The 14,599-nt window shown below is 57.6% G+C and carries 12 protein-coding genes; 6 read left to right on the top strand and 6 right to left on the bottom strand.

Annotated elements, in window-relative coordinates:
* Positions 1–76: 76 nt before the first annotated feature.
* The 6 genes from HV352_RS18295 (at position 77) to fbpC (ending at position 7,871) form a co-directional block, all read left to right on the top strand.
* Positions 77–706 carry a response regulator transcription factor gene (locus HV352_RS18295; RefSeq protein ID WP_181635485.1) on the top strand — a complete coding sequence of 210 codons (630 nt, stop codon included), beginning with the start codon at positions 77–79 and terminating at the stop codon, positions 704–706.
* Complete coding sequence (locus tag HV352_RS18300; protein ID WP_016155822.1) at positions 706–2,247, top strand: MASE1 domain-containing protein; 1,542 nt, start codon at positions 706–708, stop codon at positions 2,245–2,247. The genes HV352_RS18295 and HV352_RS18300 overlap by 1 nt, the downstream gene beginning before the upstream one ends.
* Positions 2,248–2,332: 85 nt before the next feature.
* Positions 2,333–3,637: an MFS transporter family glucose-6-phosphate receptor UhpC gene (gene uhpC / locus HV352_RS18305; protein WP_181634955.1), complete on the top strand. Its 1,305-nt coding sequence runs from the start codon at positions 2,333–2,335 to the stop codon at positions 3,635–3,637.
* Positions 3,634–4,665 (top strand): ABC transporter substrate-binding protein, encoded by a 1,032-nt coding sequence (locus HV352_RS18310; protein ID WP_016151983.1) that lies wholly within the window; start codon positions 3,634–3,636, stop codon positions 4,663–4,665. The genes uhpC and HV352_RS18310 overlap by 4 nt, the downstream gene beginning before the upstream one ends.
* A gap of 69 nt (positions 4,666–4,734) precedes the next feature.
* Positions 4,735–6,813, top strand: a complete 2,079-nt coding sequence (locus tag HV352_RS18315) for an iron ABC transporter permease (RefSeq protein ID WP_019076131.1) — start codon at positions 4,735–4,737, stop codon at positions 6,811–6,813.
* Positions 6,814–6,824: 11 nt separating this feature from the next.
* The gene (gene fbpC, locus HV352_RS18320; protein ID WP_016151981.1) at positions 6,825–7,871 is read left to right on the top strand and encodes a ferric ABC transporter ATP-binding protein; all 1,047 of its coding nucleotides are present in this window, start codon (positions 6,825–6,827) and stop codon (positions 7,869–7,871) included.
* 69 nt (positions 7,872–7,940) lie between these two features.
* On the opposite strand, the gene mmuM is transcribed toward fbpC, so the two are convergent.
* From mmuM to mhpD, 6 genes are all read right to left on the bottom strand, one after another.
* Complete coding sequence (gene mmuM, locus HV352_RS18325) at positions 7,941–8,882, bottom strand: homocysteine S-methyltransferase (protein ID WP_094761417.1); 942 nt, start codon at positions 8,880–8,882, stop codon at positions 7,941–7,943.
* Positions 8,869–10,272, bottom strand: a complete 1,404-nt coding sequence (gene mmuP, locus HV352_RS18330) for an S-methylmethionine permease (RefSeq protein WP_032946968.1) — start codon at positions 10,270–10,272, stop codon at positions 8,869–8,871. Before mmuP ends, mmuM begins: the two co-directional genes overlap by 14 nt.
* A gap of 274 nt (positions 10,273–10,546) precedes the next feature.
* Entirely contained in the window at positions 10,547–11,758 is a 1,212-nt protein-coding gene (gene mhpT, locus HV352_RS18335; RefSeq protein WP_016155816.1) for a 3-(3-hydroxy-phenyl)propionate transporter MhpT, read from the bottom strand.
* A gap of 68 nt (positions 11,759–11,826) precedes the next feature.
* Positions 11,827–12,840 (bottom strand): 4-hydroxy-2-oxovalerate aldolase, encoded by a 1,014-nt coding sequence (mhpE, locus tag HV352_RS18340; RefSeq protein ID WP_181634956.1) that lies wholly within the window; start codon positions 12,838–12,840, stop codon positions 11,827–11,829.
* Complete coding sequence (gene mhpF, locus HV352_RS18345; RefSeq protein WP_019076126.1) at positions 12,837–13,787, bottom strand: acetaldehyde dehydrogenase; 951 nt, start codon at positions 13,785–13,787, stop codon at positions 12,837–12,839. The genes mhpE and mhpF overlap by 4 nt, the downstream gene beginning before the upstream one ends.
* Positions 13,784–14,593, bottom strand: a complete 810-nt coding sequence (gene mhpD, locus HV352_RS18350) for a 2-keto-4-pentenoate hydratase (RefSeq protein ID WP_046275616.1) — start codon at positions 14,591–14,593, stop codon at positions 13,784–13,786. Before mhpD ends, mhpF begins: the two co-directional genes overlap by 4 nt.
* Positions 14,594–14,599: the final 6 nt, after the last annotated feature.

Consider the following 14,599-nt stretch of genomic DNA (forward strand, 5'->3'; position numbering starts at 1 on the left):
TATCCGCGCCACGGGGATTGCCAGCGCGGCGCTGGCAGGCATCATAGACGCTATTGTCAGGCAAGAGAGCAAGATCATGATTCATGTTGTGCTGGTGGATGACCATGTGGTGGTGCGTTCCGGCTTTGCGCAATTACTCAGTCTCGAAGACGATCTCAACGTTGCTGGCCAGTACAGCAGCGCGGCACAGGCGTGGCCTGCATTACTGCATGATGACGTCAACGTTGCGGTGATGGATATCGCCATGCCGGATGAAAATGGCCTGAGCCTGTTAAAACGACTGCGGGCGAAGAAGCCCGGTTTTCGCGCCATTATTCTCAGCATCTATGACTCACCCACGTTTGTGCAAAGCGCACTGGATGCCGGTGCCAGCGGTTATCTGACCAAACGTTGCGGACCGGAGGAACTGGTGCAGGCGGTACGATCGGTTGGTATGGGCGGGCATTACCTGTGCGCCGACGCGCTACGGGCGCTACGCGGCGGCGAACAGCCCGCGCAGGTACTGGAGATACTGACCCCGCGCGAGCGCGAAGTGTTTGATCTGCTGGTCAAAGGCGACAGCGTAAAAGAGATCGCCTTCAAGCTCGACCTCAGCCATAAAACGGTGCACGTTCATCGTGCGAACGTGCTGGGCAAACTGCAATGCCACAGCACCATCGATCTGGTGCATTTTGCACTCGACCACCAGTTGCTGACGGGGCATTAATGTCACGCAGCCTTCGTCATTGGGTTATTTCTCTGTTTATTCTGCTGGCCTGGGGATCGGGCTGGCTGATGCTGTGGACGCTGGGGTTTTACCTGACCCACAACGGCCAGCAGGCAGCGCTATTCCTGCCGCACGGCGTCTATCTCGCTCTGCTAATCCTGCTTTCTCGCCGTTACTGGCCCGCGCTGGTACTGCCGCCGGTGCTGATGCTGTTCTGGCTGCACAGCGAGCAATTAGTGAATGGCTATATCCTGCTGGCTGCGCCGTTGATTAGTCTGATCCCGGCGAGTATCGGCCAGTCCTACTGGCACCGCTTCCCCCTTTACTGGCAGCGCTTAACGCTGCTGCTGGCCGCGGTGACGATCACGTCATTGCTCAATACCCTCCTGCTTTCACCGTTTATCCAAAGCCCGGCAACGTTAATTGGCCTGGCATCGTTTACTGGCGGCGTACTGCTGACGCCGTTTGTCTATCTGATCTATGAATTTCTGCGCCAGCAGCACCGCTATCATTTGCTCGGACTGGATACCACCAATCCCCCCCTGCGTACCTCGCTTATCATCTGGTGCAGTCTGTTTTTCATTATTGGCATAGGTACCCAGATGGTGCTGTCACCGGAGATCGAGCGCCTGCTGCTAATCGTGGTGTTCTTACCGAACGTGGTGATGGCGTGGAAATTTGGCTGGCAGGGCGGCGTGTTGTCCGGACTGCTCGGCAGCATGATGATCACCATCGCCCGGCAAATCGGCGTCGGGTTCAGCAATTTACTGGAGCTGGAGATTTTCCTCGCCACCCAGGCGCTGCTGGGCATAGGGCTGGGGATCGCTATCAGCCGCCAGCAGCATCTGGCGCAAAACCTGCACCATTATCGCCAGCGTCTGGAAGCCGAACTGGCAGCGCGACGCGCGCTGACCGAACAACTGATCCGCACCGAGGAAAATACGCGCAAAAGCCTGGCGCGGGAGCTACACGACGAAATTGGTCAGAACATCACCGCCATTCAAATTCAGTCGCAACTGGTCAAGCGCGCGCCGGGTCGCGAGCAAACGCTTGAAGCGGCAAATCAGATCAACGACCTTGCCCGGCGCATTCACCACTCCACCCGCCAACTGTTGCGCCAGCTGCGGCCGCCCGCGCTCGATGAACTGGCCTTTAAAGATGCACTGCATCATCTGGTGAATGAATTTGCCTTTGCCGAACGCGGCATTCGCTGTTGGTTTGACTATCAGCTTGAAAATACGCCAGAAAATGAAACGGTGCGTTTCACACTGTATCGCCTGCTGCAGGAGTTGCTCAATAACGTCTGTAAACATGCCGACGCCAGCGAAGTGTCGATTACGCTGCGCCAGCAGGAACACCGCGTGTTTCTGCACGTCGCTGACAACGGTGTAGGTATTCTCGCAGAGAAAATCCCCGGGTTCGGTATCCAGGGGATGCGTGAGCGGGTCAGCGCCCTTGGCGGCGAACTGACGCTCGAATCGAACAACGGCACGCGGGTAATTGTTAACCTGCCCACAAATTTGCAACAAATCAGCCGTTAACCAGGAAAAAGTCTTAGTCACTGCGGACTTTATCTCATCCCATTTTGCTTTCACTTTCCTATAGTCAGCACAAACGGAGGCTGCCATGCATGCACGTGCATCACGCGAAACAGACCAACAATACCGGGCGCTACGCCCCCGGCTGCTGATGTGTATGGTGATTGGGTACGCCGCGTTTTATCTGACGCGCAAAAGCGTTAACTACGTCCTCCCGGCGCTGCAAACGGATCTGGGTCTGGATAAAGGCGATATCGGCCTGCTGGGATCGCTGTTTTATCTGACCTATGGCCTGTCGAAATTCACCGCCGGGCTATGGCACGACAGCCACGGACAGCGCGCGTTTATGGGCATTGGCCTGTTTGCCACCGGCGTTTTAAACGTGCTGTTCGCCTTTGGTGAATCGCTGAAGCTGCTCCTGGTGGTCTGGACGCTGAACGGATTTTTTCAGGGCTGGGGCTGGCCGCCCTGCGCCCGACTACTGACTCACTGGTACTCGCGCAACGAACGCGGCTTCTGGTGGGGCTGCTGGAATATGTCGATCAACATCGGTGGGGCCATCATCCCGCTGATTAGCGCCTTTGCCGCCCATTGGTGGGGTTGGCAGGCAGCCATGCTGACTCCAGGAATAATCAGCATGGCGTTAGGCGTCTGGCTCACCCTGCAACTGAAAGGCACGCCCCGGGAAGAAGGCTTACCCACGGTTGGGGAATGGCGGCAAGACCCGCTGGAGTTGCGTCAGGAGCAGCAAAGCCCGCCGATGGGACTGTGGCAAATGTTACGCACCACCATGCTGAAGAACCCGATGATCTGGCTACTCGGCGTGTCATATGTGTTGGTCTATTTGATCCGCATTGCGCTCAACGACTGGGGCAACATCTGGCTGACGGAAAGCCACGGTGTGAACCTGCTCAGCGCCAATGCCACGGTAATGCTGTTTGAAGTCGGTGGCTTGCTGGGGGCGCTGTTTGCCGGATGGGGATCGGATCTGCTGTTCAGCGGTCAGCGTGCGCCAATGATTTTGCTGTTCACACTGGGGCTGATGGTCTCCGTCGCCGCGCTGTGGCTGGCACCGGTGCACCACTACGCGCTACTGGCAGTGTGTTTCTTTACCGTGGGCTTTTTTGTGTTTGGCCCACAGATGTTAATTGGCCTCGCGGCCGTGGAATGCGGACATAAAGCGGCGGCAGGTTCAATTACTGGTTTTCTCGGGCTGTTCGCCTATCTGGGGGCCGCGCTGGCGGGTTGGCCGCTGTCGCTGGTCATAGAACACTACGGCTGGTCGGGAATGTTCAGTTTGCTCTCGGTTGCCGCTGTCTTTATGGGGTTATTGCTGATGCCATTGCTCATTGCGGGCATTCCCCCTTCTCTCAGTCAAAGGATAAAACAATGAAACTGACGCTTACCTCTACCCTAATTGCCTCCGCTCTGACGCTGGCAGCCTTCAGCAGTGCAGCTCAGGCGCAGGGTCGTCTGGTGGTGTATTGCAGCGCCACCAACGAAATGTGCGAAACCGAAACCAAAGCCTTCGGTGAAAAATATGATGTGAAGACTTCATTCATTCGCAACGGCTCAGGCAGTACGCTGGCGAAAGTGGATGCCGAGAAGAAAAACCCGCAAGCGGATGTCTGGTACGGCGGTACGCTGGATCCACAGTCTCAGGCCGGTGAAATGGGGCTGCTGCAGCCGTATAAATCACCAAACCTCGAACAAATCATGGAGAAGTTCCGCGATCCGGCAAAAGTAAAGGGCAACCTCTCCTCGGCGGTTTATGTCGGTATTCTGGGCTTTGGCGTCAATACCCAGCGCCTGAAAGAGAAAAACCTACCGGTGCCAAAATGCTGGAAGGATCTGACCAAACCGGAATACAAAGGCGAAATCCAGATTGCTGATCCGCAAAGCTCCGGTACCGCCTATACCGCACTGGCGACTTTTGCCCAACTGTGGGGAGAAGATCAGGCCTTTGACTACCTGAAACAGCTCAACGCCAACGTCTCGCAGTACACCAAATCCGGCATTGCCCCGGCGCGTAACGCCGCCCGTGGCGAAACGGCTATCGGCATCGGTTTCTTGCACGACTACTCGCTGGAAAAAGAACAGGGTGCACCGCTGGAACTTGTCTCACCGTGCGAAGGTACCGGTTATGAAATCGGCGGTGTCAGCATCCTGAAAGGCGCGCGTAACCTCGATAACGCCAAACTGTTCGTTGACTGGGTACTGTCGAAAGACGCGCAGGAGCTGGCGTGGAAGAAAGGTAAATCCTATCAGATCCTGACCAACACCACCGCCGAGACGTCCCCTAACTCGCTGAAGCTCGACGACCTGAAGCTTATCAATTACGACATGGATAAGTACGGCTCGACCGACGTGCGTAAAGCCCTGATCAATAAGTGGGTCAGCGAAGTGAAGATGGGTAAATAACCCCAGATTTGCGTTCATTTGCCGGATAAGGCCTTAACGCCATATCCGGCCTGAAATACCGGAACCGCTATGTCACACACACTTGCACTCCATCCCGTGAAAAAACGGGATGCGATATTTCTTTGGATTTTACTCGGCTGGCTGGCGTTTGCCCTGCTGCCGAGCTGGAGCCTGGACTACGGTCTGCTTGAGTCGACGCGCGAAGAAATTCTCGCCGCCTACGGCTGGTCACAGTTCAATATCAGTTGGCTCTGGTATCTGCTGCCAAGCCTGCTGCTGGTGCGCCCGTTCCATGAAGCCAGACGCGAACAGCGCAGCCGCCATTATTTTGACGCGGGCTGGGCGTTTTTCTGTATGGCGTTTATCGTCGCCAGCGCGACTATTGAGGGACGCGGCTTAGGCTATGCCACCATCGTGCTGTTTGTAGCACTTGGTGCAATCATGACCCTGGCGCTCACCCGTCTGGAATGGCTGGGCGGCGACCGTTTCGTCATCGGCTCGCTCACCGCGATTGTCGCGCTGATCGGTATTTTTATCGTCTGGCCAAGTATCGCTATTTTCATTCCGATGTTCACCAACGACGCCGGGGAATTTGCTCCACTGGCGTTTATGAATGTGCTGTCGCAGGCGCATATCATTCAGGTGATCCTCAACTCGATTATGCTGTCGATTGCCGTCGGCGTCGGCTGTACCTTCTTTGGCCTGGTGCTGGCTATCTACACTACCCGTATTGCGAAACGCAGCGCCATTATCGGACGTATTTTCTCGATTCTGCCGATCGTCACCCCGCCGTTTGTTGTGGGTTTAGGCGTAACGCTGATGATGGGACGCTCCGGTTACATCACCGAATTTATGGTCGAATGGTTTGGTTTGACCAACACCAACTGGCTGTACGGTTTTACCGGCATCTGGCTGGCGCAGGTGCTGGCCTTCACTCCGATGGCGTTTATGATCCTCGACGGGGCGATCAAAACCATTCATCCGTCGCTGGAGGAGGCGTCATACACCCTGCGCGCCAGCCGCTGGCAAACCTTTAACGGCGTGTTTGTCCCGCTGCTAAAACCGGCACTGGCAAACGCCTTTTTAATTGTGGTGGTGCAGTCGCTGGCCGACTTCAGTAACCCGCTGGTGCTTGGCGGTAACTTCGATGTGCTGGCAACGCAAATCTACTTCTACATCACCGGTTCCCAGCTCGACTACCAGGCCGCCAGTACGCTGGGTGCCTTCCTGTTGCTGTTCTCGCTGCTGGTGTTCTGCGTGCAGTACATGTGGATTGGTAAACGCTCGTACGTCACCGTTTCTGGTAAATCCTATCGGGGCGACGTGCAGCCGCTGCCGGTAACGCTGGTATGGAGCGTGGTCGCGCTGCTGGCGGTGTGGATTGCCTTTAACGCCCTGCTCTATGGCAGCATTTTCTACGGCAGTTTCACCGTTAACTGGGGCGTGGACTACACCCTGACGCTGGCGAACTTTACCAAACTGTTCGGTCAGGGAATGAGCGACGGCGCGTGGCCTTCACTGCTCGACACCCTGCTCTACGCCGGGATTGCCGCGCCGATCACCGCTATCTTCGGCCTGCTGATCGCATGGGTTGTGGTGCGTCAGCAGTTTAAAGGCAAAAAGACCATCGAGTTTACCACTATGCTGTGCTTTGCCGTTCCGGGCACCGTAGCGGGCGTATCGTACATTCTGGCCTTTAACAGCGCCCCGGTATACCTCACCGGCACCGCCGCCATCGTGATTATCTCAATGGTGATGCGTAACGTCCCGGTCGGTATCCGGGCGGGCATTGCGGGCTTAGGCCAAATCGATAAATCGCTGGATGAAGCCTCGCTCAGTCTGCGCGCCGGTTCCCTGCGCACCATTACGCATATCCTGTTGCCGCTGCTGCGCCCGGCGATCCTCTCAGCGCTGATCTACAGCTTTGTGCGCGCCATTACCACCGTCAGCGCCATTGTGTTCCTCGTCACGCCGGATACCCGCGTGGCCACGGCCTACATCCTGAACCGCGTAGAAGACGGCGAATACGGCGTGGCGATTGCCTACGGTTCCATTTTGATCGTGGTGATGCTGGCGATTATTTTCATCTTTGACTGGCTGATCGGTGAATCACGTACCTCCCGTTCAAAAGCCAAAAACCAGGCGTAATGGAGCGCACTATGACTCAGAAAAATTTCGTTGAACTGCGCAACGTCACTAAACGATTTGGCAGCAACACGGTTATCGACAATATCAATCTCACCATTCCGCAGGGGCAAATGGTAACGCTGCTCGGCCCGTCCGGCTGCGGTAAAACCACCATCTTACGTCTGGTTGCCGGGCTGGAAAAACCGAGCGAAGGACAGATTTTCATTGATGGCGAAGACGTTACCCATCGTTCTATTCAGCAGCGCGATATCTGTATGGTGTTTCAGTCATATGCCCTGTTCCCGCACATGTCGTTAGGGGAGAACGTCGGTTATGGCCTGAAGATGCTCGGCGTGTCGCGCGCGGAGGTGAAAACCCGCGTCAAAGAGGCGCTGGCGATGGTGGATCTGGAGGGATTTGAAGACCGCTTTGTCGATCAGATCTCCGGCGGTCAGCAGCAGCGCGTGGCGCTGGCCCGTGCGTTGATCCTCAAACCGAAAGTGCTGCTGTTTGATGAGCCGTTAAGTAACCTGGACGCCAACCTGCGTCGCAGCATGCGCGACAAGATCCGCGAGCTGCAAAAGCAGTTTGATATCACCTCGCTGTACGTCACCCACGATCAAAGCGAAGCCTTTGCGGTTTCCGATACCGTACTGGTGATGAACAAGGGACACATCATGCAGATCGGCTCGCCGCAGGATCTCTATCGCCAGCCCGCCTCCCGCTTTATGGCGAGCTTTATGGGCGATTCTAACCTGTTCCCGGCCACCTTCAGCGACAGATACGTTGATATCTACGGCTATCATCTGCCGCGCCCACTGCACTTTAGCGATCAAGGCGAGGGCATGGTAGGCGTGCGCCCGGAAGCGATCACGCTCAGCGACCGCGGCGAAGAGAGCCAACGCTGCGTGATCCGCCATGTCGCGTATATGGGACCCCAATATGAGGTCACGGTGGAGTGGCACGGACAGGAGATTTTATTGCAGGTCAACGCTACGCGTCTGCAGCCGGACGTCGGCGAGCAGTATTATCTCGAAATCCATCCGTACGGCATGTTTGTGCTGGCGGATGCGGCATAAAGTGTTACCCATGTTTCCGGTTCATACCGTATCGCCATCCGGCAAAAATGCCCGATGGCGGCTTACGTCTTATCGAGCCTGAACTTGAACTTTTAACGCGGCAATATCCGCGGGCGTGGTGCGACAGCACCCGCCAATCAATCGTGCGCCAGCGGCCTGCCACTGTGGCAGATAATCCGCCAGTTGCGCACAAGACTCACCGTGATGATGCCAGGTTTTGCTCGCGGCATCGTACTGCTCGCCCGAATTCGGATACACCACCAGCGGCAGCGCCGTTAAGCCGTGTAAATGCTGCAACGCAGCGGTGGTGTTTTCCAGCGCAATGCAGTTAATACCTAACGCCACCACCTGCGGATAATCCGCCAGCAACGCGACCACGTCACGCAGCGGCGTACCGTCGCTCAGGTGCTCGCTGTCACGCAGAGTAAATGAGAACCAGGCACGCGCACGCGGGTACGCGGTCAACAGCTCAGCCAGTGCGCCAATCTCGACAAAATTCGGCAGAGTTTCGCAGGCCAGCAGATCGGCCCCGGCATCCAGCAATGCTTCCACGCGCGGGCGATGAAACGCCTGGAACGCCTCGGCGCTGCGCTGGTAATCGCCACGGTATTCAGAGCCGTCCGCCAGATACGCGCCGTAAGGTCCGACAGATCCCGCCACCAACAGCGTGCCCGCTTGCGGGTTCTCTGCCAGATACGCTTCACGCGCTTTACGCGCCAGCTCCACGCTTTTGCCAATCAGCGCTTTCGACTGCGCTTCATCCAGGCCACGCGCGGCAAAGCCCGCCGGTGTCGCCTGATAGCTGGCGGTGATCGCGCATTGCGCCCCCGCCCGGTAATAATCAAGATGCACTTCGCGGATAAGCTCCGGGTTTTCTACCAGCACTTTGGCTGACCACAGGCTGTCGGCTAAGTTACACCCTCGCGCTTCCAGCTCCGTCGCCATCGCGCCATCCAGTAACAGGACATCCTGTTTCTCAAGGAGAGCGCGTAACGGATTATTCTGCGACATGTTCTGGCTCCTGTTTTGCGTTACGGGGTTGAGTAAGGAAATATGCACCATAGCACAACGCAACAAACGGTAACCCGCACCACAACGCAATTCTCTGCGCTGGATCGAATGCCAGCCCCACACAGGCCACCAGGCACAACACAAATCCCAATACCGGCACCAGCGGATACCACGGCGCACGATAATGTAATGCACTCAATGCCTTACCCTGTTGCAGATGACGGCGGCGAAAAACAAAGTGCGAGGCGCAGATGCTCAGCCACACCGCCACCACCGCAAACCCGGAGATTGCCGACAGCGCGACAAATACAGTGTCCGGGGCCACCACGCTGGAAAACAGCGCCAGTACGCCGCCGAGCATACTGACCGACAGCGCCGTCAGCGGCACGCCGTTTTTCGTTACTCGCGCAAAACAGGCTGGCAGCGTACGTTCATTCGACAGCGACCAGAGCATGCGCCCGGAGGCATACAGCCCGGAGTTCGCCGCAGAAAGAATGGCTGTCAGGATCACGAAGTTAAAAATATCGGCGGCGTACGGAATACCTACCTTCTCAAACACCAGCACAAACGGGCTTTTCTCCACGCCCGCCTGCTGCATCGGGATCAGCGCCGCCAGCACAAACACGGTGCCGATAAAGAAAATAATCAGTCGCGCGATGGTGGTACGAATCGCCACCGGGATCACCTTGCGCGGATTTTCCGTTTCACCGGCGGCAATACCGATAAGCTCCGTTCCCGAAAAAGCAAAGTTCACCGCCACCATAGTCATCAGGATCGGTAAGCCACCATGCGGGAACCAACCTTCCGCTGTGATATTACTTAGCCCCGGCGCGGGCGAGCCATCCTGCATCGGGATAAAGCCAAAAATCGCCGCCCCGCCGAGGATAATAAAGGCGATGATAGTGACCACTTTCACCAACGAGAACCAGAACTCCCCTTCGGCAAAAAAGCGCGTGGAGATAACGTTCAGGCCAAAAATAATCACACAGAACACCACGCACCAGACCCATACTGGCACCAGCGGAAACCAGTACTGCATACAGAATCCGGCAGCGGTAAAACTCGAACCAAGCGCCACGGTCCAGGTCAGCCAGTAGAGCCAGGCCACGGTATACCCCGTCGCCGGGCCGAGATAGCGCGCGGCATAGACGTGAAACGCCCCGGTCTCCGGCATCGCGACCGACAGCTCGCCCAGACACTGCATAACCAGCCAGACCACCAGCGCGCCAATCAGATAGGCCAGCAGCGTTCCCGCGGCCCCGGTAGTGGAGATGATGTAGCCGGTATTGAAGAATAACCCTGTGCCAATCACGCCGCCTAAGGAGAGCATAATCAGGTGACGCGTTTTCATCGTGCGCTTCAGTGGCGCATTTTGTTGTGTTGTTTGCATATAACCTTCTAAACGTATGGACATCTAAACATCCAAAGAAGGTGTGTTATACCGCGTTTGTTAACACAATGCAAAGTCAACCCTGCACCAGACGCAGATGACCGCGCCGGGCGCTTAATACCGGGTGGGGGTTAATTATCAAATATAAAAAGGGCCGCCAGCTCATAACGCCTCCGTTGCCAGGCTTTACATAAACTCTGGCAACGTCATCGCCGGCTGGCGTTCACCCGGAAGTGGGAACCGTATCTCCCCACTCATACAACCGAACGATTGTTTATGAGCCACTGGTCGGGATCGGCATCTGCGATTTACGGCTCATCAGGAAAAATACCGCCAGCCCTGCCAGTAAAATGCCCGGCGCAGAAGCCGCCATCACGCCTACCGTTCCTGTGCCGAGTGCTAACATTTTTCCTGCCAGCAGCGGGCCGCTCATCGCCCCCAGACGCCCAACGGCGACGGCGGTACCCACGCCTGTCGCGCGGATCTGCGTACTGTAAAACAGCGGAGCCAGCGCATACAGCACGCTTTGTCCTCCAGTGGCAAACATCCCCGCCACAAATCCGGCCATCAGCATACCGCTCAATGACGACACCGTCCCCAGCGCCAGCAACGAAGCCAACATCCCGGTGTAGATCAGAAGCGACATGACCACCGGGCGCAGTTTGTCCATTAATGCCCCGAGAATTAACGTGCCGCTGGCCGCACCGATTTGCAGAGCAAACATCACGCCAGCCGCCTGCGAGGGCTGAAAGCCCTGCTCCACCAGCAGCATCGGCAGCCAGTTGATCAGCATATACACCACCAGCAGGGTGAAGAAATAGCACAGCCACAGCAGCAGCGTGGCGGTGGCGGTAGCGGGTGCGAACAGGGCGCGCAACGGCGCGGCGGCCACCTGCGTTTGCTGGGCATAAACCTGTGATTCTGGCAGCCAGCGCATCAACAACGGCACCAGCAGCAGCGGGATCACTCCGCCAACCCAGAACACCGTTTGCCAGGCGGCGGCCAGACCGCTAAATCCGAGCGCCGCCGCTAACGCCGCGCCAATCGGCACGCCACAGTACATCAGGCTCACCGCCGTACCGCGAAAACGCGGGCCCGCCGCTTCGGAGGTCAGCGCGATCAGATTCGGCAACGCCGCGCCCAACCCGACGCCGGTCATCAGACGGGCAAACACCAGCGACGAGAAATCCCAGGAAATCGCCGTCGCCAGCGAGAACAGGCCGAAAAGCGCCACCGAGGCAATAAGAATACGCTTGCGGCCATAGCGATCGGCCAGCATGCCGCCCACCAGCGCGCCGGGCAGCAGTCCGAGAATGCCCGCACTGAAGATCCAGCCCATCTGCATTTTATCCAGCGCAAACGCCTGGGCGATACCGACGGCAGCGATCCCGGCGGCCTGTAGATCCAGCCCTTCCATCAGGGCAACTAAAAAGCAAAGCCCGACGGTTAACGTCAGGCGGTAAGATGTGGGGGTACGGGTAGTCATAAGATGTACCTCTGAGGTCACGATGCAGGTGAGTCGCGGCTGATACGTTGCCAGCCGCGTAATCATTTTTATTTGCTATTGCGCAGATCCAGCGCCACGTCGACGATCATATCTTCCTGGCCGCCCACCATTCGGCGTTTGCCCAGTTCAACCAGAATATCGACCGCGCTCAGGCCATAACGCGCCGCCGCCACTTCGCAGTGACGCAAGAAGCTGGAGTACACCCCGGCATAGCCCAGTGCCAGCGTTTCGCGATCCACCCGCACCGGACGGTCCTGCAATGGACGCACCAGATCGTCGGCGGCGTCCATCAGCGCATACAGATCGGTGCCGTGCTGCCAGCCGAGCTTATCCGCAGCGGCGATAAATACTTCCAGCGGCGCGTTGCCCGCGCCAGCGCCCATACCCGCCAGGCTGGCGTCGATACGGTCGCAGCCCTCTTCCACCGCGGCAATCGAGTTCGCCACGCCGAGACTCAGGTTGTGATGCGCATGCATTCCGGTTTCTGTCTCCGGCTTCAGCACCGCTTTCAGGGCGCGGAAGCGGGCGCGAATATCGCTCATATTCATCGCCCCGCCGGAATCGACCACGTAGATACACGTCGCGCCGTAGTTTTCCATCAGCTTCGCCTGCTGCGCCAGATTCTCCGGCGTGGTCATATGGCTCATCATCAGAAAGCCGACGGTATCCATGTCGAGCTCACGCGCGTACTGAATATGCTGGGCCGACACGTCCGCTTCGGTGCAGTGGGTCGCCACGCGCACCACTCGCGCGCCGGCCTGATACGCGTTTTTCAGGTCATGAAGAGTGCCGATGCCCGGCAGCAACAGCGTGGCGATCTTTGCGTGTTTGACCACGTCTGCTGCCGCTTCAATCCACTCGAGATCGCTGTGCGCGCCAAAGCCGTAGTTAAAGCTGGAACCTTGTAAACCGTCGCCGTGGGCCACCTCAATGGAATCAACCCGCGCGTCGTCCAGCGCTTTGGCAATCTGGCGCACGTTTTCCAGCGAGTACTGGTGACGAATCGCATGCATACCGTCGCGCAGGGTCACGTCAGAGATATAGAGTTTTTTACCGTTCATGCTGCTTCTCCTGCCTGACGGGTGAGTGACTGCGCCATCTGCTCAGCGGTCGCCAGCGCGCTGGAAGTCATAATGTCGAGGTTGCCCGCATAGGCGGGTAAATAGTGCGCCGCACCTTCCACTTCCAGATACACCGCGGTTTTCAGCCCGGAAAACTGACCAATACCCGGCAGATTCACCGGTTTATCCTCCGGGATGACTTCAAACTGGACGCGCTGTTTCAGGCGATAGCCTGGCACATACGCCTGCACCGCCGCCGCCATGTCATTAATCGACGCTTCAACTTCAAGCTGGGAGGCCGCTTCGCTCAACACATACACCGTGTCGCGCATCATCAGCGGCGGCTCAGCCGGGTTAAGTACGATAATGGCTTTGCCTTTGGCCGCGCCCCCCACCACTTCAATCGCCTTCGAGGTGGTTTCGGTAAACTCGTCGATATTGGCGCGGGTGCCCGGTCCCGCAGATTTACTGGCGATCGAGGCGATAATTTCGGCGTAATGGACTTTTGCCACGCGAGAAACCGCCGCCACCATCGGGATGGTCGCCTGCCCGCCGCAGGTCACCATATTGACGTTCTGCTGGTTAACGTTGGCCTCCAGATTCACCACCGGGACGCAGTACGGGCCGATCGCTGCGGGCGTCAGGTCGATCAGACGGATCCCCGGTTTTACGGCGCGCAGCGCGGCGTCATTTTTCACGTGCGCGCCCGCGCTGGTGGCATCAAACACGATGTCGATGTCAGCGAATTCTGGCATCGCAAGAAGCCCCGTCACCCCTTCATGGGTGGTGGCAACGCCCATACGCCGGGCGCGTGCCAGACCGTCGGATTGCGGATCAATCCCCACCATCACCGCCATCTCCAGACGTACGCCGTGACGCAGAATTTTAATCATCAAATCGGTGCCGATGTTGCCAGAGCCGATAATGGCGACTTTACGCTTACTCATGACTGACTTCCTTTTGTAACCGCCGCTGAAAAGGTGGCGGCAACTGAACCAATACCGTCGATATGGGCTTCAAAACGATCGCCCGCATTCACCGCCACCATCGGGCCTAACGCCCCGGTGAGAATAATGTCCCCGGCGCGCAGCGGCTCGCCGAGGCTGGCCATTTTGCGCGCCAGCCACACGGCGGCGTTGATCGGATGTCCCAGACATTCGCTACCGCGCCCGCTGGAAACCTCTTCGTTATTGCGCGTCATTTTCATCGCGCAGTTTTTCAGATCTAATCCTGCCGGATGTTGTGCCGGGCCGCCGACCACATACACGCCACAGGAGGCGTTATCCGCCACGGTATCAACAAACTTGATCGACCAGTCGCGAATACGGCTGCCGACCACTTCCAGCGCGGGTAGCACCCACTCGATGGCGTTGTACAGCTCGTCAAAGGTGGTATCGGCATTGGGCAGATCGCGGTTCAGCACCAGCGCAATCTCCGCTTCAATACGCGGTTGTAGCACGCGGGCAAACGCAATGGTGTCGTTGTCGCCGTAGCACATGTCGGCGAACAGCGTGCCGAAGTCAGGCTGATCGACGCCCAGCTGCTGTTGCACTTTCGGGTGCGTCAGTCCCACTTTGCGCCCGACGACGCGACGCCCTCGCGCCACGTCATACTGCACATTGATACGCTGAATGGCGTAGGCCGCTTCGGCGTTATCCACGCCGATCAGTTCACGCAACGGGGCGATAGCGTCCCCTTTTTCCTCAGCCTGACGTAAATCGGCGGCTAACTGCTCAAGATTAAGATTCGTCATGTCCGT

The organism is Citrobacter sp. RHBSTW-01044 (genome assembly GCF_013781945.1).
GTDB lineage: Bacteria > Pseudomonadota > Gammaproteobacteria > Enterobacterales > Enterobacteriaceae > Citrobacter > Citrobacter braakii.